Genomic DNA, 25,148 nt, shown 5'->3' on the forward strand with positions numbered 1-25,148 from the left:
GTCCCCGGTGGTGGAGGGCGGAGAGCACGGTGGGCGCGGAGACGAGGCCGGCCGCCACCGCCAGCGCGATCGGCGCACGCGGCTCACCCAGCCGGGCCGCGAACGTACGGGCCGCCCAGCGGGCGGCCGCGCGCCGGCGCCCGAGCGCGGCGTGGGCGAAGGCCAGCTGGCCGTAGACCCGCGCCGCGCCGCGCGGGTCCACGGCCAGTTCGGGGTGCCGGGCGAGCATCCACTCCAGCCCGGCGATGCGGTCCGCCCAGCGGGCGGCGTAGTGGGAACCGGCCCAGCGCACGCGTACGAGCGGCTGATCGACGTGGACGAGCGGACGCCGCTTGGCGGCACGCAGCGCCAGGTCCCAGTCTTCGTTCTGGCCGCCGGGCGCGCTCTCGTCGACCCAGAGCAGCCCGCGTTCGAACACGAACGTCGATGAGTGCACCATCACCATCCGCGAACGCACCAGGTCGGCCGCGGTCACGCGGGAAGCGCCGGCCAGCCGGGGCACCAGGCGGCGGCCGTGCTCGACCTCGATGCCGCAACTGGCGAACTCCCCGCCCTCCCGAAGCGCCCGCACCTGGGCGGTGATCTTGCCCGGCAGCCACAGGTCGTCGTCGTCACAGAAGGCGACCAGGTCGGTGTCGCAGGCGGCGATGCCGGTGTTGCGCGCGCCCGGCAGCCCGGGGCTCAGCGCGTTGGCCACCACGCGCACGCGCGGCCCGGCGAGCGCCCCCGCGACCCGCGCCGCCACCGCCGCCGGGCTCGCGCACCGCTGCCCGCCCCGAGGCGGCGGCGCGTCGGCCACCACGACCACCGACAGCTCACCGGCGTATTCCTGCGCCAGCACGCCCGCCACGGCCTCCCGCAGCAGCTCGGGACGGTCACCACACGTCGGGACGACGACGCCGACCGAGGGCGGGCCGCTCATCCCGCCACCTCGGGGCCCCGCGCGGGACCGTCACCGCACGTCGCGACGATCATCCGCCTCACGCCGCCACCCCGACATAGCCGTAACGGGCCCGCAGCGGCCAGGTGAGGGCGGTGACCACGCGGCGGTCGCCGCCGGGCAGCCCCGACCGCCAGGAGTCGTCGCGCTGCAGCTCGACCCGCCCGACATGGAAGCGCATCGGATTGCCGGAGGCCGTGTGGGAGGGGCCGAGCCAGGCGGTGTGGCCTTCGATGAAGGACAGGTCGGGATCAGCCAGCTCCAGGCGTTCGGCAAGATCCTTGAGGGTGGCGGCGGGGGCGGCGGCGAGGTCTTCGTACCGGACTCTGGTCACGCGGGCGCCGCGGCCGGGAAGGAGCTCAAGGGCGGCGTTCTGGGCCCACCAGTGCAGGGCCGTGCGGGCGGGACCCCAGCGGGTCATCGGCCGGCCGTCCTCGGGGCGCGGCACGAGCCTGCCCCAGGAGTGGGCGACCGCGCGCGGGTCCCGGACGACGTGGACGACGCGGATGTCGACCCCGCTCGCGACCAGGCAGCAGGCCAGCGAGGCGTGTTTGCTGGAGTCGACGACGACCGCGGAGCCGACCGCCTCGTAGAGGGATCGGTAGGCCCGCGCGTATTCGGCCAGGTCGGGATGGTCGATGCGGGCGATTCTGCGGGTGCGGTCGATCCTGCGCCGCAGCGTCAGGACGCGCTCGGCATGCCCGCGTGTCCACCCCCCGAACGCCCTCTGCCCGACCTGCCGCCAGAAGGGGCAGGCGGGAAAGGGACGGCCGCACCCGCAGAGCTCCTCCGCGATGACCCCGCGCTCCCACAGATGGACGACCTCGCCGAGCGCCACCACGCCCGGCAGCTCGCCGAGGAGCCGTTCGAGCAGCGTGGTGCCGCTGCGGCCGAGGCCGCCCAGATAGATCACCCGTACGGGCGAGCGGTCAGTCACAGGACAGGGCCCATCGCGGTCGCTTACACGGAACGCGACAACCCTAGCACTGAGGGTAATCGGAGGGTAAACGGAACCCTAAAAGATCTACCTCAGCTGGCGTCCAGGATCATGCCGGCGCCGACCGTGCTGTTGGTGGCCTCGTCGATGAGGATGAAGCCGCCGGTGAGCCGGTTGCGGGAGTAGTCGTCGACGAACAGCGGCTGCGTGACCCGCAGCGACACCCGGCCGATCTCGTTGAGGGAGAGCGAGGTCGCCTCCTCGTCGCGGTGCAGGGTGTTGACGTCGAGCCGGTAGTGCAGGTCGCGCACCAGCGCCCGCGCGGTGCGGGTGGTGTGCTTGATCGTCAGCTTGGAGCGCGGCGTCAGCTTGCGGATGTCGGTCATCCAGCAGACCATCGCCTCCAGCTCCTGCGCGGCCTGCGGCTGGTTGTTGGGCCGGGCGATCATGTCGCCGCGCGAGATGTCGATGTCGTCCTCGAAGCGCAGCGTCACCGACATGGGCGCGAACGCCTCCTCCACCGGCCCGTCGTAGGTGTCGATCGAGGAGATGCGCGTGGTGAGCCCCGAGGGCAGGTGGACGACCTCGTCACCGGGCTTCAGCACGCCGCCCGCCACCTGGCCGGCGTAGCCGCGGTAGTCGTGGAAGGCGTGGTCGGTGGCCCGCTGCGGGCGGATGACGTACTGGACGGGGAAGCGCACGTCGGTCAGGTTGCGGTCGGACGCGATGTGCACGTTCTCCAGGTGGTGCAGCAGCGAGGTGCCGAGGTACCACGGCATGTTCTCGGAGCGCGAGACCACGTTGTCGCCGTTGAGCGCGGAGATCGGGATGAAGGTGAGGTCGCCGACGTTGAGCTTGGAGGCGAACGCCGAGAACTCCTCCCTGATCTCCTCGAAGCGCTCCTCGGAGTAGTCGACGAGGTCCATCTTGTTGACCGCCAGCACCAGGTGGGGCACCCGCAGCAGCGACGTCAGGAACGCGTGCCGGCGCGACTGCTCCAGCACGCCCTTGCGCGCGTCGATGAGGATGATCGCCAGGTCGGCCGTGGAGGCGCCGGTGACCATGTTGCGGGTGTACTGGATGTGCCCGGGCGTGTCGGCGATGATGAACTTCCGCCGCGGCGTCGCGAAGTAGCGGTACGCCACGTCGATCGTGATGCCCTGCTCGCGCTCGGCCCGCAGGCCGTCGGTGAGCAGCGACAGGTCGGTGTATTCGGTGCCGCGGTCGCGCGAGGTGCGCTCGACCGCTTCGAGCTGGTCCTCGAAGATCGCCTTGGAGTCGAAGAGCAACCGTCCGATGAGGGTGGACTTGCCGTCGTCGACGCTTCCCGCGGTGGCAAAGCGAAGAATGTCCATCTTAGAAGTAGCCCTCTCGCTTGCGGTCCTCCATGGCGGCCTCGGACGAGCGGTCGTCGGCCCTGGTGGCCCCGCGCTCGGTGATCCGGGTGGCCGCGATCTCCTCGATGATCTCCTCGACCGTGGCGGCCGTGGACTGCACGGCGCCGGTGCAGGTCATGTCGCCCACGGTGCGGTAGCGGACGACGGCCTCGAACAGCGGCTCGTCGTCGCCGCGCTGCACGACGTCGGCGTCGGGCAGCAGCATGCCGTCGCGTTCGAACACCTTGCGGGTGTGGGCGAAGTAGATGGACGGGATCTCGATGCCCTCGCGCCTGATGTAGTCCCAGACGTCGAGCTCGGTCCAGTTGGACAGCGGGAAGACCCGGATGTGCTCGCCCTTGCGGATGCGGGCGTTGTAGAGGTTCCACAGCTCGGGACGCTGGTTCTTCGGGTCCCACTGGCCGAACTCGTCGCGGAAGGAGAACACCCGCTCCTTGGCCCTGGCCTTCTCCTCGTCGCGCCGGGCGCCGCCGAAGACCGCGTCGAACGCGTGCTCCTCGATCGCGTCGAGCAGCGTGGTGGTCTGCAGCCGGTTGCGCGAGGCGCGCCGGCCGGTCTCCTCCACGACCCTGCCCTGGTCGATGGAGTCCTGCACGCTGGCCACGATCAGCCGCGCGCCGAGCTCGGCGGAGCGGCGGTCACGGAACTCGATGACCTCGTCGAAGTTGTGGCCCGTGTCGACGTGCATGAGCGGGAACGGGATGGGCGCGGGCCAGAACGCCTTCTCCGCGATGCGGAGCATGACGATCGAGTCTTTGCCTCCGGAGAAGAGCAGACATGGGCGCTCGAACTCGGCGGCCACCTCGCGCATGATGTGGATGGCCTCTGCCTCGAGCACGTCGAGCTGCGACGTCGTGTAGTCGCGCTGGAGCATGGGAGCTTCCTCCGGCGGTTCAGCGGTGCAGGTCCCGGATGCCGGCGAGCAGGGATGCCGCCAGCTCCGGTAGGGAAACCAGAATATCGGGTAGTGACGGATCGGCTTGGTTGTACGCCAGCTCCGACCCGTCGATGCGGCTCGCGTGGGCCCCGGCGGCCAGCGCGACGGCGACCGGCGCGGCGGAATCCCACTCGTACTGGCCGCCCGCGTGGACGTACGCCTCGACCTCGCCGGTGAGCACGGCCGAGATCTTCGCCCCGGCGGACCCGATGGGAACGAGGACGGCGCCGGCCTGGGCGGCCAGCTTCTGGACGAACTCCGGCGGCCGGGTGCGGCTCACCGCGATGCGGAAACGGCCGTCGTGGTGGGCCGGCAGCTTGGGCGGGTCGGCGGTCGTCAGCGTGCGGCCCTGGGCGGGCAGCGCCACGGCGCCCGCGGCCAGCCGGCCGCCCTCCCACAGGGCCACGTGGACGGCCCAGTCGGACCTGCCCTCCTCGGAGAACTCACGCGTGCCGTCGAGGGGGTCGACGATCCACACCCGCTCGGCGCGCAGCCGGCGCGGGTCGAGCCGCTCCTCGCGCGTGGCCTCCTCCGACAGCACGCTGTCGCTCGGGCGCAACCGCGCCAGCGCCTCCATGAGATGGACGTGCGACCCGCGGTCGCCCTCGGCCTTCAGCGCCTTGGGATCGGCGAACCCCACGCGCTCGCGAATGCGCAGCAGCAGCTCGCCTGCCTCGGTCGCCAGGTCGGCGGCGAGGGCGTGATCGTCGCGAATCGTCATCAATATGCTCCTTGCCCGCGGGCGACGGCCGACCAAGTCTTCCACAGGATCTGAAGGTCAAGGGTCAGGGACCAATTTTCCACGTAGCGCAGGTCTAGACGTACGGATTCCTCCCACGATAGGTCAGATCTACCACTGACCTGCCACAGCCCGGTCAGCCCGGGGCGTACGAGAAGGCGTCTGCGCACGTCGTCACCGTAGCGTGCCACCTCCTCGGGAAGCGGCGGACGCGGCCCGACGAGCGACATGTGGCCGAGCACGACGTTGAGCAGCTGGGGCAGCTCGTCGAGGGAGTGGCGGCGCATGAACGCGCCGAGCGGCGTGACCCGCGGATCGTTGCGGAGCTTGAACAGCACGCCGTCGCGGTCGCTGACCAGCGTGATCTTCTGCTGCTCGGAGCCCCGCCGCATCGTACGGAACTTCAGGATCGTGAAGAGCCGGCCGTCCTTGCCGACCCGCGTCTGCCGGAAGAGCGCCGGCCCGGGGCTGGTCGTGCGCACGGCCACCGCCAGGCCCGCGAGCAGCGGCGCCAGCAGCACCAGCAGGGCGGCGGCCACCAGGCGGTCGAAGACGTTCTTGACGAGCTGGCGGATGCCGGTCAGCTCGGGATGCTCCACGTGCAGCAGCGGCAGCCCGGCGACCGGTCTGATCATGATGCGCGGGCCGGCGACGTCCATCAGGGCAGGTGCGACCACCAGCTCGGTGTGGGTGCGCTCCAGCCGCCAGGCCAGCCGGCGCAGCGCCTGGCCGTCCATCTCGGGGCAGGCCAGCACGGCCACCGTGTCGGCGCGGTAGTGGTCGACGGCGATCGGCACGTCGCTGAGGTCGCCGGCGACGGGCACCTCGTCGATCCGCTCGCCGGCGCGCCCGCCGGGCAGGCAGGCGGCCACGACCTGCATGCCGTGGTGGCTCTCCTTGCGGAACAGGCCGACGATCTCGGCGATCGAGGCGGCGTGGCCGACCGCGACCACGCGGCGCATGCACGCGCCCGCGGCCCGGCGGCGGTGCAGCGAGCGGCGCAGGGCGTAGCGGAACAGCAGTGAGCAGAGGGTGACGAGGGGCAGCGCCAGCACGACGTAGCCGCGGGCGACGTCGGCCTTGGTGACGTAGGAGCCGATGGCGGTGGCGGCGGTCAGCGCCACGCCCGCCTGCACCACCCGCCGGAACTCCTCGGAGCCGACGCCGAGCATGCGCGCCTCGTAGGCCCGGGCCAGCGCCACCGCGCCGCACCACACGAGCGGCAGCGCCAGGCTGACCAGCAGGTAGGGCAGCACGTAGGGGGTGAGCCCGCCGAACCGCAGCGAGAACGCGGCCGCCGCGGCGATGCCGGCCCCGCACAGGTCGCCGAGCACGGCCCCCAGGCGATAGAGGCGGACCCACGAAGGCGTGCCGGGGACCGTGACAGGGGTGCCCGGCCGCACCACGGTGATGAGTCCTTCATCGCGGGCTCCACCGCGCACACGCGCCTCCAGGTGACCAATCCTGTACGGACAGTCACAGATCGTAGCCGCGTGGGCCGACAAGAACCGGCGAACGGTTCATTGCGGGGATCAGCGTGGAGGGCCGGAAATGTGCAGATCAGCCCGGTGGAAGTCGTTCTGGGTGGCCTCCAGGCCACGGCTCATCAGCGATTCCACCACGTCGGCCGCCCGGTCGACGAGGAAGGGCAGATCCTTGCGCTCCATGGTGGCGAAGTCGCGCAGCACGAAGGAGGCCGGGTCCATGCGGCCGGGCGGGCGCCCGATGCCGAAGCGGACGCGCAGGTAGTCGCGGGTGCCGAGCACCTTGGTGATCGACTTCAGGCCGTTGTGGCCGTTGTCGCCGCCGCCCAGCTTGGCGCGCAGCGCGCCGTAGGGCACGTCGAGCTCGTCGTGGACGACGATCAGCCGCTCGGGCCCGATCTTGTAGAAGTCGCAGAGCGCCTTGACGGGCCCTCCGGACAGGTTCATGTACGTCAGGGGCTTGGCCAGCACGGCAGGGCTCGTCTCGCACACCTCGGCCCGGCTCTTGTGGGCCTTGAACCGCCCGCCGGCCCTGGCCGCCAGCTCGTCGAGGACCATGAAGCCCGCATTGTGGCGGTTGCCCGCGTATTCGGGCCCCGGATTGCCCAGCCCGGCGATCAGCCAGCGGTCCATGTGCTCCCCTTGGGACGGCGGAACGGGACGGCCGTCGCAGGGCCGCCCCGTTCGCGGGAAAACGTGTTACTCGGCAGGGGCCTCGGCGGTCTCGCCCTCGGCGGCGGGAGCCTCGGCGGCCTCGCCCTCCTCGGCCTCCTCCGTGACCTCGACCGGCTTGTTGATGACCTGCAGGACGACGGTCTCGGGGTCGGCGGACAGCGTGGTGCCCTGCGGCAGCGGCAGCTGGCCGGCGGTGATCGCGGTGCCGACCTCCAGGCCCTCGACGTCGACCTCGATGCCGGTCGGGATGTGGGTGGCCTCGGCCTCGACGGCGATCTGGACGAGCTGCTGGTCGAGCAGGCCGTCGGGGTGGACGTCGCCGGCCGTGGTGACCGGGATCTCGACCGTGACCTTCTCGCCGCGCTTGACCAGCAGCAGGTCGACGTGCTCGACGAAGCCCTTGATCGGGTCGCGCTGGACGCCCTTGGGCAGGGCCAGCTCGTCGACGCCGTCGCCCTGGAGGCGGATCAGCACGTTGGGCGTGCGCAGCGCGAGGAGGACCTCGTGACCGGGCAGGGTGAGGTGCTTGGGGTCGATGCCGTGCCCGTAGAGAACGGCGGGCACCTTGTCGGCGCGGCGGATCTTGCGAGCGGCGCCCTTGCCGAACACGGTGCGCGGTTCGGCGGCGATACGTACTTCAGACACGACATCTCCTAGGGATGCATCGGCGGATTGTTGAGCGCTCCCCCTCACCCGCCCTAGCGGAAGGCGTTACGAGCGCAACCCATGAAGTCTATAGGCTCAGGTGTCTCCCTCGAACAAGCTCGTGACGGAGCCGTCCTGGAAGACCTCGGTGATGGCGCGGGCGATGAGCGGCGCGATCGACAGCACGGTGAGCTTGTCGAAGCGGCCCTCCTGCGACAGCGGCAGCGTGTTGGTGACGACCACCTCGGAGATCCGGGAGTTCTTCAGCCGGTCGACCGCGGGGTCGGAGAAGACCGCGTGGGTGGCGGCGACGATGACGTTGGTGGCGCCCTGCTCGTAGAGGGCGTCGGCCGCCTTGCAGATGGTGCCGGCGGTGTCGATCATGTCGTCGATCAGCACGCACGTGCGGCCGCGGACCGTGCCGACGACCTCGTTGACCTTGACGGAGTTGGCCACGTCGAGGTCGCGCCGCTTGTGGATGAACGCCAGCGGCGTGCCGAGTGTGTCGGCCCAGCGCTCCGACAGGCGCACGCGGCCGGTGTCGGGCGAGACGACCGTGGTGTTGGCGATGTCGAGCCTGCCCTTGAGGTAGCTCTCCAGGACCGGCATGGCGAACAGGTGGTCGACAGGGCCGTCGAAGAAGCCCTGGATCTGCGAGGTGTGCAGGTCGATCGACATGAGCCGGTCGGCGCCCGCGGTCTTGAACATGTCGGCCATCAGGCGCGCGGTGATGGGCTCGCGGCCGCGGCCCTTCTTGTCCTGGCGCGCGTAGCCGAAGAACGGCATCACCGCGGTGATGCGCTTGGCGGAGGCCCGCTTCAGCGCGTCGACCATGATGAGCTGTTCCATGATCCACTTGTTGATGGGCCCGGTGTGGCTCTGGATGACGAAGGCGTCACAACCGCGCACGGACTCGAGGTAGCGGGCGTAGATCTCGCCGTTGGCGAAGTCGATGAGCTTGGTGGGGGTGAGGGAGACGCCGACGTGCTCGGCAACCTCCTCGGCCAGCTCCGGATGGGCACGGCCGGAGAAGAGCATGAGGTTCTTCTCGCCCGGCTGCTTGATGCTGGTCACTGGTTCTTCTCCTGCTGCTCTTGCTCGGCCAGCGCCCGCTGGGCGGCCGCGGCCGATTTCGTGCCCGCGCGCCTGCGCAAGACCCATTTCTCGATGTTGCGCTGCCGCGCCCGCGCCACCCCGATCGCGCCCGGGGGCACCTGATCCGTGATCACGGAGCCGGCCGCCGTGTAGGCGCCCGGGTTGACGGTCACGGGGGCGACGAGCATGGTGTCGCAGCCGACGAACGCGCCGTCGCCCACGGTCGTGTGGTTCTTCTCCACTCCGTCGTAGTTGACGAAGACGGTGGAGGCGCCGATGTTGACGTCGGCGCCGAGGGTGGCGTCGCCGACGTAGGACAGGTGGGGCACCTTGGACCGCTCACCCACCTTGGCGTTCTTCATCTCGACGAAGGTGCCGGCCTTGGCCCCCTGGCCGAGCACGGTGCCGGGACGCAGGTAGGCGTACGGGCCGACGCTGACCTGCGGGCCGATCCGGGCGCCGTCGCAGACGGCGTTGCGCACGACCGCGCCCTCGCCCACGAAGGTGTCGGTGAGGGTGGTGGCGGGGCCGACCTCGGCTCCGGTCTCGATCACGGTGTCGCCGTGGAGCTGGGTGCCGGGGTGGACGATCGCGTCGGGCTCGATGCGCACCCCGACGTCGATCCACGTGCTGTCGGGGTCGACGACGGTGACGCCGGCGCGCATGTGGCGCTCCAGCAGGCGGCGGTTGAGCAGCTTGCGTACGGCGGCCAGCTGGACCCGGTCGTTGACGCCCTCGACCTCGACGAAGTCGGCGGCCACGCAGGCGCCGACGCGGTGGCCGTCGCCGCGCAGGATGCCGAGGACGTCGGTGAGGTACTCCTCGCCCTGGGCGTTGTCGGTGGAGACGCGCTTGACGGCGTCGGCGAGCAGGTCACCGTCGAAGGCGTAGATGCCGGAGTTCATCTCCTTGATCGCGCGCTGCTCGGGGCTCGCGTCCTTCTCCTCGACGATGGCGAGCACGGCGCCGCTCTCGTCGCGGATGATGCGGCCGTAGCCCGTCGGGTCGGGCACCTCGGCGGTCAGCACGGTGACCGCGTTGCCCTCGAGGGCGTGGCGCTCGAGCAGCTCGGCCATGGTCTCGGTGCGCAGCAGGGGCACGTCGCCGTAGGTCACCAGGACGGTGCCGGAGATCGTGCCGACCTCTTCGAGCACGGTGCGGACGGCGTGGCCGGTGCCGCGCTGCTCGCGCTGGACGACGGCGCGCGCGTCGGGACTGGTGGCGGCCAGGTGGCCGGAGACCCGCTCCAGGGCGTGGCCGACGACGACGATCAGCTGCTCGGGGCCCAGGTCGCGGGCCGAGGCGAGCATGTGGTCGACGAGCGCACGGCCGCACAGCTCGTGCAGGACTTTCGGGGTCTGGCTCTTCATACGGGTGCCCTCGCCGGCGGCGAGGACGATCACGGCTGCCGGGCGCGGCACACTCACGGACTGAGGCTCCCTGTGATGGAACGGATCAGGATGATCGGCAACTGCACGGTCATCCCCCCGACACCGTGAGGATACCTGTCCTCCCCTCGCGCGTTGGCGCTGGGGAGCACCTCAGAGCTCCCGGAAGAGGACTCGAACCCCTACAAAGTGGACCAAAACCACTTGTCCTGCCGATTAGACGATCCGGGACAGATCGGACAGGCGACGTCCGACAGTCCCTACGATACCGACCCCGCGCCCGGCCGCGTGCCGGTAATTGCGCCTAACCCCGGTCTCACGGGGAACGGGGCTCCTGAGCCTGGTCGCTCGCACAACCGAAGAGCAGCCGTTCCATAACAGAGCCGGCGAAGTGGCGCAAGACACGAAACCCACGCAACCGCGGGCGGCACGCCGTCACGTTCCCCCCATTCACGGCTTAGGTCTTCCTTACTTACGCTGGCGTAGGTTACGGTTGCGTAGACAGGACATTCGTCCCCATACATGTCGTTGGAGGTCGCCCATGACCGTTCTCACCGAGCGTTCCGCACCCACACCGAAGCCCGAATTCGAGCCCGAGCCCAAGTCCAAGGCGGAGCTGGTCACCTTCAGCCTGGTCGTCGGTCTGCCCCTGGTCGCGATCGCGGCCGCGGTGCCGCTCGCGTGGGGATGGGGCCTCGGCTGGACGGACATCGCGATCGCGTTCGTCTTCTACGTCGTCTCCGGCCTGGGCGTCACGGTGGGCCTGCACCGCTACTTCACGCACCACTCGTTCAAGGCCAAGCGTCCGCTCAAGATCGCCCTCGGCATCGCCGGCAGCCTGTCGCTGGAGATGTCCGTGCTCGACTGGGTCGCCACCCACCGCAAGCACCACAAGTTCTCCGACAAGGAGGGCGACCCGCACTCGCCGTGGCGCTTCGGCCCCGGCTTCAAGAACATGGCCAAGGGCCTGCTCTACGCCCACATGGGCTGGCTGTTCGAGAGCGAGCGCACCAACCGCGAGAAGTACGCCCCCGACCTGTGCAAGGACGAGGACGTCCTGAAGATGCACAAGTGGTTCGGCGCCATGGCGCTCACCTCGATCCTGCTGCCGGGCGTGCTCGGCTTCCTGTTCACCTGGTCCTGGCAGGGCGCTCTGACCGCCCTCTTCTGGGGCTCGCTCGTCCGCATCGGACTGCTGCACCACGTGACCTGGTCGATCAACTCGATCTGCCACGTCTTCGGCGAGGAGTCCTTCCAGGTCCGCGACAAGTCGCGCAACGTGTGGTGGCTGGCCATCCCGTCCTTCGGCGAGTCCTGGCACAACCTGCACCACTCCGACCCGACCTGCGCCCGCCACGGCGCGCTTAAAGGCCAGATCGACCTGAGCGCCGGACTCATCCGCATCTTCGAGAAGCTGGGCTGGGCGTACGACGTCCGCTGGCCGACGCCGGAGCGGCTGGCGGCGAAGCGCGTTGCCTGACCTCGCCGAGGATCATCCGGTGAACGGTCATGGAGGCGTGGCCGTCATTATGGGAACCGTGACCGAACCCCGATCTCGCAGGCGCATGTCCGGTAGCGAGCGACGCGAGCAGCTGATCCGCATCAGCCGCACGCTCTTCGCGGAAAAGGGGTTCGACGGGACCTCTATCGAGGAGATCGCCGCCACCGCACAGGTGTCGAAACCCGTGGTGTACGAGCATTTCGGCGGCAAGGAAGGCGTCTACGCGGTCGTCGTGGACCGCGAGATGCAAAAACTCCTCGGCATGATCACCGAGGCCCTCGCCGCCACCCATTCCCTGATCAAGCTGGAGCGGGCCGCCCTGGCCCTGCTCCAGTACATCGAGGAGAGCAGCGAGGGCTTTCGCATCCTGGTCCGCGACTCGCACGCCGCCTCGGGCACCGGCACGTTCGCGAGCCTGATCAGCGAGATCGCCAGTCAGGTCGAGGACGTGCTGGCCGACGAGTTCGCCTCGCGCGGCTACGACCCCAAGCTGGCGCCGATGTACGCCCAGATGCTCGTCGGCATGGTCGCGCTGACCGGGCAGTGGTGGCTCGACGTGCGCAAGCCGGGCCGCGAGGAGGTCGCGGCCCACCTGGTCAACCTGGCCTGGAACGGCCTGACCGGGCTCAACCCCAACCCGTCGATCACCGCCGCCACCCGTGACCTCCCGGCCAGGCCGCGCGCGACCGCCGCCGACAAGGCCGCCGCCGACAAACTGCGCGAGTTCGAGAAGGCCAAGGAGAAAGAGCTCAGAGAGGCCGAGAAACTCCGCCAGCGCGAGCTGAAGGAGGCCGAGAAGGCGCGCGTACGCGAGCTGAAAGAGCGGGAGCGCCTGCTGAAAGAGGCGGAGAAGGAGCGCGAGCGGCTGCTCAAGGAGGCCGAAAAGGCACGCGAGCGCGAGGAGAAGATCCGCCAGCGGGAGGCCAGGCTGGCCGAGCGCGCGGCCCGCCTGGAACAGGTAGATCATCCTGAGTGAGTCTTGTACGCGTGACTCCCGCGGGGTGACCATGGGGGTGAGCAGGGCTGACCCCTGAGGGTGAGCCGTTGCGGTGTCGTTAACGTGCTGTTCAACCAAACGGGGCAATATACGCCATATGTCCGCAGAACCGTTCCAGCCTCCCGGCGACCTCCCACTTCCGCAGGAGCGGTTCCTCAACCGCGAGGAAAGCTGGCTCCAGTTCAACCAGCGGGTGCTCGAACTGGCCGAGGACGCGTCGGTGCCGCTGCTGGAACGCGTTCGGTTCCTGGCCATCTTCGCCAGCAACCTCGACGAGTTCTTCCGGGTCCGGGTGGCCGGGCTCAAGCGGCGCATGGCGACCGGCCTGCTGCTGCGCACCAAGAGCGGGCTCAAGCCGAGCGAAGAGCTGGTCAGGATCGCGACCATCGCCGACGAGCTGGCCCGCAGGCACGCCGCCGTCTTCCACGACAAGATCTGCCCGCAGCTCGCCTCCGAGGGCATCGAGATCGTCCGGTGGGACGACCTCGGCCGTGAGGAGCGCACGGAGCTGCGCAAGTTGTTCAGGGAGCGGATCAGGCCGGTGCTCACGCCGCTGGCCGTCGACCCCGCCCACCCCTTCCCCTACATCTCCGGGCTCAGCCTGAACCTGGCGGTGCTCGTCCGCAATCCGGCGACCGACCACACGGTGTTCGCCCGGGTCAAGGTGCCCTCGCAGCTGCCCAGGTTCGTGGCGGCGTCGAAGAACCGGTTCGTCCCGATGGAGGACGTCATCGCGGCGCATCTCGGCCAGCTGTTCAAGGGCATGGAGATCGTCCAGCACCACGTCTTCCGCGTCACCAGGAACGAGGACCTCGACGTCGACGAGGACGTCACCGAGAACCTCATGCAGGCCCTGGAGAAGGAGCTGCTCAAGCGGCGCTTCGGCCCGCCCGTGCGGCTGGAGGTCGAGGAGACCATCACGCCGGAGGTGCTCGCGCCGCTGGTCGAGGAGCTGGAGCTGGCGCCGCACGAGATCTACCGGCTGCCCGGGCCGCTCGACCTGACGGGCCTGCACGCCATCGCCGACCTCGACCGGGGCGAGCTGAGCTACCGGCCGTTCGTGCCCGCCGAGGTGATCAACGCCGAGGACGACATCTTCACGGTGCTGCGCGAGCGAGACGTGCTGCTGCACCACCCGTACGACTCCTTCAGCACCAGCGTGCAGCGCTTCATCGAGGACGCCGCGAACGACCCCAGGGTACTGGCGATCAAGCAGACCCTCTACCGCACCAGCGGCGACTCCCCGATCGTCAACGCGCTGATCGACGCGGCCGAGGCGGGCAAGCAGGTCGTGGTGGTCGTGGAGATCAAGGCCCGCTTCGACGAGCACGCCAACATCTCCTGGGCCCGCAAGCTGGAGCGGGCCGGCTGCCACGTCGTCTACGGCGTGGTCGGGCTGAAGACCCACTGCAAGCTCGCCCTCGTCGTCCGCCAGGAGCCCTCCGGCGAGCTGCGCCGCTACTGCCACATCGGCACCGGCAACTACAACCCCAAGACCGCCCGTCAGTACGAGGACTTCGGCCTGCTCACCGCCGATCCGCTGGTCGGCGAGGACGTGACCGACCTGTTCATCCACCTGACCGGCTACTCCCACCACTCCGCCTACCGGCGGCTGCTGGTCGCGCCCCACTCGATGCGCAGCGGCCTGCTGGCCAGGATCGAACGCGAGATCGCCCACCAGGAGGCCGGCCGCCCGGCCCGGATCAGGATCAAGACCAACTCGCTGGTGGACGAGCCGATCATCGACGCCCTCTACCGCGCCTCGCGGGCCGGCGTCCCGGTGGACCTGTGGGTGCGCGGGGTCTGCATCCTGCGTCCCGGCATCCCGGACTTGTCCGAAAATATCCGCGTACGTTCGGTCCTGGGGCGTTTTCTGGAGCACTCCCGGGTGTACGAGTTCGGCCTCGGACGGCGGCCCGAGATCTGGATCGGCAGCGCCGACCTGATGCGCCGCAACCTGGACCGCCGCGTCGAGGCCCTGGTCAAGGTGACCGCGCAGCAGCACAAGGCGTACCTCATCGAGCTGATGGACCAGGTCATGGCCGACTCCACGAACACCTGGTGGCTCAACCCCGACGGCACCTGGACCCACCATCCCGGCGAGGACCTGCAGAGCCGTCTCATCAGCGCCCGCCGCTGGAGAACCGTTGATGACTGACCCGCTCCGCGCCGCCGGAGCCGTGGTCTGGCGCGGCGCAGAGAGCGACCCCGAGGTGGCGGTCATCCACCGCCCCCGCTACGACGACTGGACGTTCCCCAAGGGCAAGCTCAAGTCCGGCGAGCACGTCATCGCCGCCGCCCTGCGCGAGGTGCGCGAGGAGACCGGCATGACGGTGGCGCTCGGCCGCGCGCTGCCGCCCGTCCACTACCTGAGCGATCGCCGGCTCAAGCGGGTCGACTACTGGACGGCGCGGGCGGTCGCCGACGACGGGTTCGAGCCCGGCGAGGAGGTGGACGAGTTGCGCTGGCTGCCGCCGCGCGAGGCCAGGCTGCTGCTGACGTACGAGTGGGACGTGGGGCTGTTGCGCGCGCTGCGGGCCGCGGCGCTCGAGACCGTGCCGCTCGTGCTCGTCCGGCACGCCTCGGCCGGGTCGCGCGCCGAGTGGACGGGCGACGACGCGCTGCGGCCGCTCGACGCCGACGGCCTCTCCCAGGCGGCCGTCGTGGCCACGGCGCTGCCCGCGTACCGGCCCGAGCTGCTGATGAGCTCGCCGAGCAGGCGGTGCGTGCAGACGCTGGAGCCGTACGCCGTGCGGGCCGGGGCCGAGATCAGGACCGAGCCGCTGCTCAGCGAGGAGAGCCAGGACCCGCAGAAGACGCCCGTCCTTGTCGGCGACATCACGGTGCCGGCGGCCGTGAGCAGCCACGGCAAGGTGCTGCCCGCGCTGATCGAGTCGCTGAGCGGCACGCGGGTGCACCTGCGCAAGGGCGCCTTCGCCGTCCTGCACCGCAGAGGGCGCTACGTGGTCAGCGTCGAGCGCTACACCTCCTGAAGGACTTTCCGCACCGCCTCGACCGTCTCCTGCCACACGCGGGGGAACGCGGCCTGGGCGCGCTCGCCCCTGGCGCGCTCGATGCCGACGAGCAGGCCGTAGGTGAAGGTGTCCTCGCCGGCCCGGCGGGCGCTGCCGGCCTCCTTGACCAGCGTCTCCTGCGCGATCACGCCGTCCTGGTACGTCCCCAGCACCTCCTGGATGCCGGCGGCCAGCTTGGCCAGGGCGGACATGTCCGCGCCGAGCGTGGGCCGCAGCGCCTCCGCGGTGTAACGGGCGCGCTTGGCCGACTTGCGCACGTCGTGCAGGGCGATCTCCCGACGCTCGAGGTCGTCGATGGCCATGGCCAGGTCGTACGCCTTCGTCACCCGGCCCCAGTTGGCGGCGGCGACGTCGCGCAGCTTCTCCTGCGCCGGCCTCTCCGCGGACTTGCCCAGGGTGGGGGCGGCCACCAGCTCGTCCAGCGCGTCGAGGAGGCGGTAGTAGCGCTCGCCGCTCAACGTCTCCTTGATCCGCACGTACGCCTGCCGCTCGCGTTCGTGCAGGTCGGAGCCGAGCCGGGCCTGGATGGGGCCGACGACCAGCTCAGGGGCGAGAGCGCGCAGCTCCCCGGCGAACCTCTCCCTGATCACCTCCAGGTCACGGGCCTCGCCGAGCACCGCGGCGAGCCAGCGCAGCTCGTCCTGCACGTGTCCGGTGTCCATCACCACGCTCTTGAACGCCTTGAGCGCGCTGCGCAGCCGCCGCGAGGCGACCCGCATCTGGTGCACCGCGTCCTCCTCGGCCCTGCGGACCCGGGGATCCTGCGCGAGCAGCGCGGTCACCTGACCGGCCAGGTAGGCGACGACCGCCTCGCCGGCCGATCCCGGCTTGGTGGCGGCCACCACGGGCGGGGCGGGTTCGAGCAGTTTGGCGAGCTTGCTGGCGGCGCCGGATGGCGTGGCGCCCGCCTTCTTGAGCCGTTTGCCGACCTTGGCCAGCATCGCGCGGGTGCCGCCGTCGAGCAGCTCGGCCTCGACCTCGCGCCACCGCACCACCTTGCGCTCCTCGCCGTACACCGTGCCCTTGACGCGGTCATCGGCGATCTCCACCAGCCGGGCCTCGCCGTCGAGCAGGACGGTGACGTTCCTGCGGGTGTCGAGCTCGGCGACCACGCCCAGCTCGGCGCCGCGGGTGTAGGCGCGGACGAGTTCGGCGAGCTCCGCGGGCACCACCTTGGTGCTGCGGGTGAGCGGATGGGTGATCTCCTGGCGGACGCCCTTGGCCTTGGGCAGCTTCAGGTGCCAGCCGGGATCGGCGCCTCCCCGCCGCCGTCTGAGCGTGACGCCGCGGGCGGCCAGCCGCAGGTCGGGGGTGTCGTAGTACAGCGCCACGAGCTGGTGGCTCTTCGGGCCCTCCACGGTGGCCAGGCCGGTCAGATCCGGGATCGCGTAGTCGGGAGGAACGTCGAATTTGTCCTCGATCTCGATGCCCACTACACCTCGCAATTGTCCGGTTTGTGACCATGATGCCATCGCGAGGTGAACATCACACGGCCTGCAGCAGCTCGATCCTGTTGCCCACCGGGTCGGAGACGTAGACGCGCCGGTAGCCGGGGAAGAGGTCGTCGGGCACGGCGTCGGGCAGCCGGGCGGCGTACGCGTCGAGGTCGTCCACCAGTAAGGCGGGATGGGCCTTGCGGGCGGGCCGGAAGTCCTCCTCGATGCCGAGGTGCAGCTCCACGCCGTCGCCCCGGAACCAGGCGCCCCCGCGCGCGGCCAGCTCGGGCGGCTTGGGCACCTCGCGCAGCCCGAGCACACCCGTGTAGAAAGCGCGCAGCAGCGGCTCGCTGCCCGGCGGCGCGGCGAGCTGGACGTGGTGCAGCGCCTTGACCGTCATTTCTGCGCCACCACGAAGATCCGCCGGAAGGGGAAGGGCGTCCCGTAGCTCTTGGCCGGGTACGCCTCGGCGAGCAGCCGGCCCAGGTCCTGCTTGAAACGCCGCTGCTCCTCCGGGCCGAGCCGGTCGAGGATCGGGCGCAGCGCGGTGCCGGAGACCCACTTGAGCACGGGGTCCTCGCCCTGCAGGACGTGCACGTACGTGGTCTCCCAGGCGTCCACCTGGGAGCCGCCCTGGTTGAGCAGGTCGACGTACTCGAGGGTGTCGGCCACCGGGTGGATGCGGACGACGTCGCTCAGCTTGTCGGACCACGCGCGCGACGCGCACAGCTCGCGGATGGCCACGTGGCTGGGCGCCTCGAAGTTGCCCGGCACCTGGAAGGCCAGCCAGCCGCCCGGGGCCAGCTCCTCCATCCAGTGCTCCAGCACGGCGCGGTTCTCGGGCACCCACTGCAGGACGGCGTTGGAGACGATGACGTCCACGGGCCGGTCGGGCCGCCAAGTGGTCACGTCGGCGACCGCGAACCTCACCTTCGACCCCAGCGCGCGGGCCTTGGTGATCATCGCGGGCGAGGCGTCGAAGCCCTCGATGGTGGCGTTCGGCCAGCGATGGGCCAGCTCGACGGTGAGATCGCCGCTGCCGCAGCCGGCGTCGACGACGTAGTCGGGATCGACCGCCCCCACCCTGGAGACCAGCTCGACGAAAGGACGGGAACGCTCGTCGGCGAAGACCGCGTAGGTCACCGGGTCCCAGATATCTCTTGACATGAAGATAATTGATATCGAGAGGTATATCTCGATGTCAAGACAGTACACTCTTGTGTCATGACGGAGGACGCTAGAGACGAGGTCGATCGCCTCGTCGCAGCCTGGCGGGCGGAGCGCCCCGACCTCGACGTCGAGCCGCTCCAAGTGCTCTCCAGGGTGTCACGGCTGGCCAAGCATCTCGACAGGGCGCGACGGGCGTCGTTCGCCGAGCACGATCTGGAGCCGTGGGAGTTCGACGTCCTCACGGCCCTGCGGCGGGCCGGCCGGCCGTACGAGCTGAGCCCGGGGGCGCTGCTGCGCGCCACCCTGGTGACCTCCGGCACGATGACCAACCGCATCGACCGGCTGGCTCAGGCCGGCCTCGTGCGCCGGCGCCCCGACCCGGAGGACCGGCGGGGCGTGCTGGTGTCGCTCACGGAGACGGGGCTGGAGCGGGTGGACGCGGCGTTCGAGGGGCTGCTGCGGCGGGAGCAGGAGCTGCTGTCGAGCCTCAGCGCCGAGGACCAGCGCACGCTGGCCACCCTGCTGCGCGCCCTGCTCACCCCCTTCGACTCCCCCTCCTGAGCGTCCAGGCGTCACGCGCTCAGTTGGTCACTCGCCGAGGCGGTCGGCCACGTCCAGCCACTCGGCCTCGATCGTCTCCTTCTGGGCCAGGATGTCGCGGAGCTGGGCGTCGAGCGTGCCGAGCTTGGCGTAGTCGCTGGCGGCCTCCGCCATGGCGGCATGGAGCCGGGCCTCCTGGTCGCTCAGCTTGTCGAGCTGGCGTTCGAGGCGGTTGAGCTCCTTGCGCAGCTCGCGTTCCTCCTTGGCCGACAGCCCGCCCTTCGTCTCGCCGGTGGCCTCACCCGGGGCGGCCTCGACCTGGCTGGAGACGGTCTCGCCGGAGCCGAGGCGGGCGGTGACCGCCGTGCCCGCCGCGCGGCGTTCGAGGTATTCGTCCACCCCGCCGGGCAGCAGCGACAGCCTGCCGTCACCGAGCAGCGCGACGCACCGGTCGGTCACCCGCTCCAGGAAGTAGCGGTCGTGGCTGACCAGGATCAGCGTGCCGGGCCAGCCGTCGAGCAGGTCCTCGAGCTCGTTGAGCGTCTCGATGTCGAGGTCGTTGGTGGGCTCGTCGAGGAGCAGGACGTTGGGGTCGTCCATCAGCAGACGCAGCAGCTGCAGCCGCCGCCGCTCGCCACCCGACAGGTCACCGATCACCTTCCACTGCGCGTCACCCCGGAAGCCGAGGCGTTCGAGCAGCTGGGACGCCGTCCACTCCCTCTTGCCGAGCTGCAGGTACTTGCGCACCTCCTCGACCGACTCCAGCACCCGCCGGGTCGGGTCGAGCTCGGCCAGCTCCTGGGACAGGTGGGCCAGGCGCACGGTCTTGCCCCTGACCACGCGCCCCGAGTCGGGCTGGACCGTGCCCGCGAGCAGCCGCAGCACCGACGACTTGCCGGACCCGTTGACGCCGATCAGCCCGATCCGGTCGCCCGGGCCGAACTGCCACGTGAGGTGGTCGAGCACCAGCGGCCCCGCGCCGGGACCGCCCGCGTGCAGGGTGACGTCGTCGAGGTCGTAGACGGTCTTGCCGAGCCGGGCGGCGGCGAAGCGCATCAGCTCGACGGTCTCACGGGGCGGAGGCTCGTTCGCGATCAGGGCCTGCGCGGCCTCGATGCGGAACTTCGGCTTGGACGTACGGGCGGGCGGGCCGCGCCGCAGCCAGGCGATCTCCTTGCGCATGAGATTCTGGCGACGCTCTTCGGCGGCCTGGGCGATCCGCGCGCGCTCGGCCTTGGCCAGCACATATGCGGCATATCCGCCTTCGTACCGCTCGACGCGGCCGTCCACGACCTCCCACGTACGGGTGGACACGGCGTCGAGGAACCACCGGTCGTGCGTCACGACGACCAGCGCGCTCTTGCGCCCGGCCAGATGGGCGGCGAGCCACGCGATGGCCTCGATGTCGAGGTGGTTGGTGGGCTCGTCGAGCATGATCAGGTCGTGGTCGTCGATGAGCAGCCGGGCCAGCGCCGTGCGCCTGCGCTCGCCGCCGGACAGGTCGCCGGCCTTGGAGTCGAGGTCGAGGTCGCCGATCAGGTTTTCCAGGATCTCGCGAACCCGCTGGTCACCGGCCCACTCGTGCTCCGCCCTGGCGCCGAGGACGATCTCGCGCACGCTGGCGCCGGGATCGAGGGTGTCCTGCTGCGACAGGAAGCCGACGCGCAGGCCACGGGTGTGGGTGACGCGCCCGCTGTCAGGGCGCACGGCTCCGGCGAGGACGGACAGCAGGGTCGTCTTGCCCCCGCCGTTGCGCCCGACGACGCCGATGCGCTCGCCCTCCTCCACCCCGAGGGAGACGTCGCTGAGGAGCGGCTTGGGCCCGTAGGCGTGGGAGACCGACTCAAGATTGACCAGATTCATCGCCATCCCAGGGTATCGGCTCCCCACCCACCCCCCGCCCGCCCGCGGTGGCGGCGATCAGACCAGGGTGGCGCCCTGGACGGGGCCGTGGGCGGCCACCGCCGTGTGGGCCGCTCCTGTCGTGGTCAGGCTGAGCGCCAGGTCGCGGGCGTGAGTGGCGTCGATCGCGAGGAACGCGCAGGTCGGGCCCGAGCCGGACACGATCGCGCCCAGGGCGCCGTGCTGGCGGCCCGAGTCGAGGGTCGGGGCGAGTTCGGGGCGGAGATTGAGGGCGGCGGCCTGGAGGTCGTTGCTCAGATGGGCGCCGAGCGCGTACGCGTCGCCGGTGCCGAGGGCCTCCATCAGCGAGTCGTTCAGCTGCGGCCAGGGCACCTCGGCTCCGGAGGCGGCCCTGAGCCGGTCGCACTCGGCGTACACGCTGGCCGTGGAGAGCCCGCCGTCAGCCAGCGCGAACACCCAGTGGAACGTGCCGCCCGTGGGCAGCTCGCACAACTGCTCACCCCGCCCGGTGCCGACCGCCGTGCCGCCGAGCAACGAGAACGGGACGTCGCTGCCGAGGTCGCCGGCGATCTCCATGAGGTCCTCGAACGGCAGCCCCAGCCCCCACAGCTCGTTGCACGCCACGAGGGCGCCGGCGGCGTCGGCGCTGCCACCCGCCATCCCGCCCGCGACGGGGATCTCCTTCTGGATGACCAGGTCGGCGCCGTAGGTGCGGCCGGCGTGCTTGGCGAGGGCGCGAGCGGCCCTGATCGCCAGGTTGCCGTCGTCGGTCGGCACCTGGTCGGACCACTTGCCGTTCACCTGAACGGTGATCGACTCGGACTCCTTCGCCACCACCTCATCGAAGATCGACACGGCGTGGAAGACGTTGACCAGGTCGTGGTAGCCGTCTTCCCGGAGCGGGCCGACAGAAAGCTGCACGTTGACCTTCGCGGGCACACGTACGGTCACCGAACTCATCGATCTTCTGCCACTCTCATCACTTGCCGGGGCCGAGGACACTCGATGTTATCCGGGCACGCCGCCCTGACATGCGGTTCTCGAAAGATGACCCGGATGACGGCGGGAGCCGCACCACGGAGCGTCAAGTTGGCGACCATTTGTCCCCATCCTGTTCGGTAACGAACAGTGAACCGGCGATTCATTCGTGGCCGTGCGTCCCCTATGGGCCTGTCGCCACCGGACGTCCGGCGGGCTCGCGTGACCGAGGAGGGTGGACACGGGAGGGGCCCGTTGCCACGCTGGCGGGGGACGTATCGAGGAGGAGTGCGTTGACCGAGGTGACGGTGGTGGAGGTGCCCCAGTGGCGGGGCTCCGCGGCTCCCACGTCGGAGCGGCTGCGCGAAGGCGCGCGGTTGCTCGCCGGCATGGTGGGTGCCGATCGGCGGGTGCGGGTCGAGGTCGACGACGATCTCGTGAGCACGTCGGCCAAGGTCCGCGCTGCGCTCGCGGACCTCGGCGGGCCGCCGTTCGAAGGGCTCGTCGTGACCGCGGGTGGGGACTGCGGTGTCGAGTTGCAGCCGGTGGCGGCGGCTCGCGAGCGGTACGGGGATCGGCTGGTGGTCGTCTGGTTCGACGCTCACGCGGACATGAACAGCCCGGCCTCGTCTCCGTCCGGCGCGTATCACGGGATGGTCCTGCGGGCGCTGACCGGCGAGGGTCCCGAGCGACTGGTACCCGAGGAGGCCTTGCCACCCCGGCAGATCGTGCTGGCCGGGGTGCGTGAGCTCGATCCCGGTGAGCTGGCGTTCGTCCGGGACCAGAGGATTCGGCACCTTCCTCCTGTCGTGGACGCTGCGGCGTTGGTGCAGGCGATCGAGGCGGCCGGTGACGCCCCGGCTCCTGTGGTGTACGTGCACATCGACTTCGACGTGCTGGATCCGCAGGAGTTCGCCGGCGTCGGTTCGCCCGCGCCCGGCGGGTTGCGGCCCGGCGAACTCCTCGCCCTGGTCACCGCCGTGGCCGAACGATTCAGGGTGGTCGGGCTCGGGCTCATGGAGTACGAGCCGTCGCGGAAGGAAGACCAGGAGTTGTTGTCGGAGCTGGTGCCGCAGCTGGTGAGGGCCTGCGCCCGAAGCTGAGCGGACAGTCCGTCGCCACCGGCCGGTCGGCGCCGTGGCGCCGTGCCGGCCGTGTCCGGGCTGTTCGTACGACGTCCTCCCCCGCGTCAGCGGAAGAAGGCGCGCAGGTCGTCGATCAGGAGGTCGGGGGCGTCGTGGCTGGCCCAGTGGCTGCCGCGGTCGTACTCGTTCCAGGAGACGATGTTCTTGTGGTCGCGCTCGGCGAAGCGCCGCAGCGGGCGGAAGTCGTAGGCGAACGAGGCCAGCCCCAGGGGGAAGGTGGTCGGTTCGGTCGGCGACGGCATGCGGTGGTTCTCGTAGTAGAAGCGGGCCGAGGACGCCGCGGTGTTGGTGAGCCAGTAGATCGTGGCGTTGGTGAGGATCACGTCGGGGTCGGGGACGCCCGCGAGCAGCTGGCCTATCCAGGCGATCTGGCCGGCCGGTGAGTCGGCGAGGGCGTGCGCGAGGGTCTGGGGCTGCGCCTGCTGGAGGCGGTCGTGGACGGCGTGCTCGACGAAACTGCCGAGGAAGCCCAGGTACTGCTGCTCCTCGGGGGTGAGCCCGGCGAGCTCGGCGGGGTCGCCGGACGGGAAGGAGAAGATCTGGTTGACGTGCACGCCGATGACGCGGTCCGGGTGGCGGCGGCCCAGCTCGGGGCTGACGATGGCGCCCGCGTCGTTGCCGTGCGCGCCGAACCGCTCGTAACCGAGCCGTCCCATGAGCTCGGCCCAGGCGTCGGCGACGCGGGCGGCGTTCCAGCCCTTGGTGCGGGTGGGCCCGGAGAAGCCGAAGCCCGGCAGTGACGGGATCACCACGTGGAAGTCCTCGGACAGCGGACCGGCCAGGTGCAGGTACTCCACGAAGGTGTTGGGCCAGCCGTGGGTGAGGATCAGCGGGGTCGCGTCCGGGCGCTCGGAGCGTACGTGGACGAAGTGGATGTTCTGCCCGTCGATCTCGGTGGTGAACTGCGGGTACGCGTTGAGCTCGGCTTCCCGGGCCCGCCAGTCGAAGGCGCGCCAGCGGGCCACGAGGTCGCCTACGAAGGAGCCCGGCACGCCGTACTCCCAGCCGGGCTGGACGGCACCGCGCTGGACGCCGTCGGTGACCTCGTCGATCGGCAGCTCCTCGGCGAAGCGGGTACGGGCCAGACGCTCGGCGAGGTCGTCGAGGTGGGCCTGCGGGACGTCGATGCGGAACTCGTGAATGTCGCTCATGGATCTCACTGTTCCAGCCCATTAGGAGAGGTTCGTTCCTAATGGCGCGGCATGCTTGGTCTCATGTTGGAAACCTCGGCGCGCCTGCTGCGCCTGCTCGCTCTTCTGCAGACCCCTCGCGACTGGGCCGGCTCCGAACTGGCCGAACGGCTCGGCGTGAGCGGTCGCACGATCCGCGCCGACGTCGAACGCCTGCGTTCGCTCGGCTACCCCGTCCTGGCCGGCAGAGGCTCGGCGGGCGGTTACCGGCTCGGCGCGGGCGCGTCCCTGCCGCCGCTGCTGCTGGACGACGAGGAGGCTGTCGCGGTCGCGGTCGGGCTGGGCACCGCCGTGAACGGCGCCATCGCCGGGAACGCCGAGGCGTCGCTGCGCGCGATGGCCAAGCTGGAGCAGGTCATGCCGTCCCGGCTGCGGCACCGCGTCAGCACGATGCGCACGGTCACGGTGCCGGTGCCGAGCGACCGTACCGGACCCGTTGTGGACCCGCAGGTCCTCACGACCGTGGCCACCCTGTGCCGTACGCACGAACGGCTGCGGTTCGACTACACCACCCACACGGGTGAGGCCATCACTCGCGAGGTCGAGCCGTACCGGCTGGTCAACTGGGGGCGCCGCTGGTACCTGCTGGCCTTCGACCTCGGCCGCGACGCCTGGCGCACCTTCCGCGTGGACCGGCTGACGCCCCGCGTGCCGCCCGGGCCGCGCTTCGCCCCCCGCGACCTGCCCGACGACGTGGCGGGCTTCGTCTCGGGCCGGGTGTCGGCCGCCGCCTGGCGTCACCGGGCCAGCGTCACGGTGTACGCGCCCGCTTCGGTGGTGGCGGAGCGGATCAGCCCGGCCGTCGGCACGGTGGAGGCGCTCGACGACGGCAGTTGCGTCCTGCACACCGGCGCCGACACCATCGAGGGCCTGGCCGTCCACCTGGGCCTGCTCGATGCCGACTTCCGCGTCACCGGCCCACCCGAACTGCTCGACCACCTTCGCACCCTCGCCACCCGCTACGCGAAGGCGACCAATCCCGAACCCACCGACAACCACACCGAAAAACCCTGACCAAACGCACCGCCACCCCACGGTCCCGCCACCCCGTCCAGC

At 70.6% G+C, this 25,148-nt stretch carries 23 protein-coding genes and 1 tRNA gene; 7 read left to right on the top strand and 17 right to left on the bottom strand.

Features of this window, described 5'->3' with window-relative positions; translation table 11 throughout:
- From C1J01_RS26265 to C1J01_RS26315, 11 genes are all read right to left on the bottom strand, one after another.
- On the bottom strand, positions 1 to 922 hold a 922-nt coding region (locus tag C1J01_RS26265; RefSeq protein WP_111181643.1), incomplete at its 3' end, for a glycosyltransferase family 2 protein.
- Positions 923 to 980: 58 nt separating this feature from the next.
- Positions 981 to 1,877: a sulfotransferase gene (locus tag C1J01_RS26270; RefSeq protein WP_235854679.1), complete on the bottom strand. Its 897-nt coding sequence runs from the start codon at positions 1,875 to 1,877 to the stop codon at positions 981 to 983.
- Positions 1,878 to 1,969: 92 nt separating this feature from the next.
- Positions 1,970 to 3,232, bottom strand: coding sequence for a sulfate adenylyltransferase subunit CysN (gene cysN, locus C1J01_RS26275; protein ID WP_111181644.1), 1,263 nt, complete (start codon positions 3,230 to 3,232; stop codon positions 1,970 to 1,972).
- 1 nt (position 3,233) lies between these two features.
- The gene (gene cysD, locus C1J01_RS26280; RefSeq protein ID WP_111181645.1) at positions 3,234 to 4,148 is read right to left on the bottom strand and encodes a sulfate adenylyltransferase subunit CysD; all 915 of its coding nucleotides are present in this window, start codon (positions 4,146 to 4,148) and stop codon (positions 3,234 to 3,236) included.
- Positions 4,149 to 4,167: 19 nt separating this feature from the next.
- Complete coding sequence (locus C1J01_RS26285) at positions 4,168 to 4,932, bottom strand: 3'(2'),5'-bisphosphate nucleotidase CysQ (protein WP_181448970.1); 765 nt, start codon at positions 4,930 to 4,932, stop codon at positions 4,168 to 4,170.
- Entirely contained in the window at positions 4,932 to 6,392 is a 1,461-nt protein-coding gene (locus tag C1J01_RS26290; protein WP_438943134.1) for a sugar transferase, read from the bottom strand. Before C1J01_RS26290 ends, C1J01_RS26285 begins: the two co-directional genes overlap by 1 nt.
- Positions 6,393 to 6,482: 90 nt before the next feature.
- On the bottom strand, positions 6,483 to 7,067 hold the full coding sequence (gene pth / locus C1J01_RS26295; RefSeq protein ID WP_111181647.1) for an aminoacyl-tRNA hydrolase: 585 nt from the start codon (positions 7,065 to 7,067) through the stop codon (positions 6,483 to 6,485).
- A gap of 66 nt (positions 7,068 to 7,133) precedes the next feature.
- The gene (locus C1J01_RS26300) at positions 7,134 to 7,754 is read right to left on the bottom strand and encodes a 50S ribosomal protein L25/general stress protein Ctc (RefSeq protein ID WP_111181648.1); all 621 of its coding nucleotides are present in this window, start codon (positions 7,752 to 7,754) and stop codon (positions 7,134 to 7,136) included.
- A 96-nt stretch (positions 7,755 to 7,850) separates the two neighbouring features.
- Complete coding sequence (locus tag C1J01_RS26305) at positions 7,851 to 8,828, bottom strand: ribose-phosphate diphosphokinase (protein WP_111181649.1); 978 nt, start codon at positions 8,826 to 8,828, stop codon at positions 7,851 to 7,853.
- The gene (glmU, locus tag C1J01_RS26310; RefSeq protein ID WP_111181650.1) at positions 8,825 to 10,276 is read right to left on the bottom strand and encodes a bifunctional UDP-N-acetylglucosamine diphosphorylase/glucosamine-1-phosphate N-acetyltransferase GlmU; all 1,452 of its coding nucleotides are present in this window, start codon (positions 10,274 to 10,276) and stop codon (positions 8,825 to 8,827) included. The genes C1J01_RS26305 and glmU overlap by 4 nt, the downstream gene beginning before the upstream one ends.
- Positions 10,277 to 10,396: 120 nt before the next feature.
- A tRNA-Gln gene (locus tag C1J01_RS26315) sits at positions 10,397 to 10,468 on the bottom strand.
- A 310-nt stretch (positions 10,469 to 10,778) separates the two neighbouring features.
- Here C1J01_RS26315 and C1J01_RS26320 point away from each other — a divergent pair.
- From C1J01_RS26320 to C1J01_RS26335, 4 genes are all read left to right on the top strand, one after another.
- Positions 10,779 to 11,717: an acyl-CoA desaturase gene (locus tag C1J01_RS26320; protein WP_111181651.1), complete on the top strand. Its 939-nt coding sequence runs from the start codon at positions 10,779 to 10,781 to the stop codon at positions 11,715 to 11,717.
- Between the two features lie 49 nt (positions 11,718 to 11,766).
- A complete protein-coding gene (locus C1J01_RS26325) occupies positions 11,767 to 12,714 on the top strand; it encodes a TetR/AcrR family transcriptional regulator (protein WP_111181652.1) in 948 nt (315 codons plus the stop codon).
- A gap of 118 nt (positions 12,715 to 12,832) precedes the next feature.
- Positions 12,833 to 14,893 carry an RNA degradosome polyphosphate kinase gene (locus C1J01_RS26330; protein WP_111181653.1) on the top strand — a complete coding sequence of 687 codons (2,061 nt, stop codon included), beginning with the start codon at positions 12,833 to 12,835 and terminating at the stop codon, positions 14,891 to 14,893.
- A complete protein-coding gene (locus C1J01_RS26335; protein ID WP_111181654.1) occupies positions 14,886 to 15,728 on the top strand; it encodes an NUDIX hydrolase in 843 nt (280 codons plus the stop codon). The genes C1J01_RS26330 and C1J01_RS26335 overlap by 8 nt, the downstream gene beginning before the upstream one ends.
- Here the strand turns inward: C1J01_RS26335 and C1J01_RS26340 are convergent.
- From C1J01_RS26340 to C1J01_RS26350, 3 genes are read right to left on the bottom strand one after another with little or no spacing between them, the layout of a single operon-like run.
- Entirely contained in the window at positions 15,716 to 17,203 is a 1,488-nt protein-coding gene (locus tag C1J01_RS26340; RefSeq protein ID WP_111181655.1) for a CYTH and CHAD domain-containing protein, read from the bottom strand. The two genes, C1J01_RS26335 and C1J01_RS26340, sit on opposite strands and share 13 nt — an antisense overlap.
- A 52-nt stretch (positions 17,204 to 17,255) precedes the next feature.
- Entirely contained in the window at positions 17,256 to 17,606 is a 351-nt protein-coding gene (locus tag C1J01_RS26345; protein ID WP_111181656.1) for a VOC family protein, read from the bottom strand.
- Complete coding sequence (locus C1J01_RS26350) at positions 17,603 to 18,373, bottom strand: trans-aconitate 2-methyltransferase (RefSeq protein WP_235854680.1); 771 nt, start codon at positions 18,371 to 18,373, stop codon at positions 17,603 to 17,605. The genes C1J01_RS26345 and C1J01_RS26350 overlap by 4 nt, the downstream gene beginning before the upstream one ends.
- A gap of 57 nt (positions 18,374 to 18,430) precedes the next feature.
- Here C1J01_RS26350 and C1J01_RS26355 point away from each other — a divergent pair, with 57 nt between their 5' ends.
- Entirely contained in the window at positions 18,431 to 18,937 is a 507-nt protein-coding gene (locus C1J01_RS26355) for a MarR family winged helix-turn-helix transcriptional regulator (RefSeq protein ID WP_111181657.1), read from the top strand.
- Between the two features lie 27 nt (positions 18,938 to 18,964).
- On the opposite strand, the gene C1J01_RS26360 is transcribed toward C1J01_RS26355, so the two are convergent.
- Both C1J01_RS26360 and C1J01_RS26365 read right to left on the bottom strand, forming a co-directional pair.
- Positions 18,965 to 20,779 (bottom strand): ABC-F family ATP-binding cassette domain-containing protein, encoded by a 1,815-nt coding sequence (locus C1J01_RS26360; RefSeq protein ID WP_111181664.1) that lies wholly within the window; start codon positions 20,777 to 20,779, stop codon positions 18,965 to 18,967.
- A gap of 57 nt (positions 20,780 to 20,836) precedes the next feature.
- The gene (locus tag C1J01_RS26365) at positions 20,837 to 21,739 is read right to left on the bottom strand and encodes a 4-(cytidine 5'-diphospho)-2-C-methyl-D-erythritol kinase (RefSeq protein WP_111181658.1); all 903 of its coding nucleotides are present in this window, start codon (positions 21,737 to 21,739) and stop codon (positions 20,837 to 20,839) included.
- 320 nt (positions 21,740 to 22,059) lie between these two features.
- Here C1J01_RS26365 and C1J01_RS26370 point away from each other — a divergent pair, with 320 nt between their 5' ends.
- Positions 22,060 to 22,860: an arginase family protein gene (locus C1J01_RS26370; protein ID WP_235854683.1), complete on the top strand. Its 801-nt coding sequence runs from the start codon at positions 22,060 to 22,062 to the stop codon at positions 22,858 to 22,860.
- 86 nt (positions 22,861 to 22,946) lie between these two features.
- Here the strand turns inward: C1J01_RS26370 and C1J01_RS26375 are convergent, their stop codons facing one another.
- Positions 22,947 to 24,053: an epoxide hydrolase family protein gene (locus C1J01_RS26375; protein WP_181448971.1), complete on the bottom strand. Its 1,107-nt coding sequence runs from the start codon at positions 24,051 to 24,053 to the stop codon at positions 22,947 to 22,949.
- A gap of 63 nt (positions 24,054 to 24,116) precedes the next feature.
- On the opposite strand from C1J01_RS26375, the gene C1J01_RS26380 reads away from it, so the two are divergent.
- Positions 24,117 to 25,106: a helix-turn-helix transcriptional regulator gene (locus C1J01_RS26380; protein ID WP_111181660.1), complete on the top strand. Its 990-nt coding sequence runs from the start codon at positions 24,117 to 24,119 to the stop codon at positions 25,104 to 25,106.
- The last annotated feature ends 42 nt before the right edge of the window (positions 25,107 to 25,148 follow it).

It is taken from the genome of Nonomuraea aridisoli (assembly GCF_003236395.1).
In the GTDB taxonomy this organism is placed as follows: Bacteria; Actinomycetota; Actinomycetes; order Streptosporangiales; family Streptosporangiaceae; genus Nonomuraea; species Nonomuraea aridisoli.

Bases quoted from the DNA above. Each gene is read 5' to 3' on its own strand.
- cysN (WP_111181644.1), bottom strand. From the start codon at position 3,232: ATGGACATTCTTCGCTTTGCCACCGCGGGAAGCGTCGACGACGGCAAG.
- cysD (WP_111181645.1), bottom strand. From the start codon at position 4,148: ATGCTCCAGCGCGACTACACGACGTCGCAGCTCGACGTGCTCGAGGCA.
- C1J01_RS26285 (WP_181448970.1), bottom strand. From the start codon at position 4,932: ATGACGATTCGCGACGATCACGCCCTCGCCGCCGACCTGGCGACCGAG.
- pth (WP_111181647.1), bottom strand. From the start codon at position 7,067: ATGGACCGCTGGCTGATCGCCGGGCTGGGCAATCCGGGGCCCGAATAC.
- C1J01_RS26320 (WP_111181651.1), top strand. From the start codon at position 10,779: ATGACCGTTCTCACCGAGCGTTCCGCACCCACACCGAAGCCCGAATTC.
- C1J01_RS26325 (WP_111181652.1), top strand. From the start codon at position 11,767: ATGGGAACCGTGACCGAACCCCGATCTCGCAGGCGCATGTCCGGTAGC.
- C1J01_RS26330 (WP_111181653.1), top strand. From the start codon at position 12,833: ATGTCCGCAGAACCGTTCCAGCCTCCCGGCGACCTCCCACTTCCGCAG.
- C1J01_RS26335 (WP_111181654.1), top strand. From the start codon at position 14,886: ATGACTGACCCGCTCCGCGCCGCCGGAGCCGTGGTCTGGCGCGGCGCA.
- C1J01_RS26345 (WP_111181656.1), bottom strand. From the start codon at position 17,606: ATGACGGTCAAGGCGCTGCACCACGTCCAGCTCGCCGCGCCGCCGGGC.
- C1J01_RS26350 (WP_235854680.1), bottom strand. From the start codon at position 18,373: ATGTCAAGAGATATCTGGGACCCGGTGACCTACGCGGTCTTCGCCGAC.
- C1J01_RS26355 (WP_111181657.1), top strand. From the start codon at position 18,431: ATGACGGAGGACGCTAGAGACGAGGTCGATCGCCTCGTCGCAGCCTGG.
- C1J01_RS26360 (WP_111181664.1), bottom strand. From the start codon at position 20,779: ATGAATCTGGTCAATCTTGAGTCGGTCTCCCACGCCTACGGGCCCAAG.
- C1J01_RS26365 (WP_111181658.1), bottom strand. From the start codon at position 21,739: ATGAGTTCGGTGACCGTACGTGTGCCCGCGAAGGTCAACGTGCAGCTT.
- C1J01_RS26375 (WP_181448971.1), bottom strand. From the start codon at position 24,053: ATGAGCGACATTCACGAGTTCCGCATCGACGTCCCGCAGGCCCACCTC.
- C1J01_RS26380 (WP_111181660.1), top strand. From the start codon at position 24,117: ATGTTGGAAACCTCGGCGCGCCTGCTGCGCCTGCTCGCTCTTCTGCAG.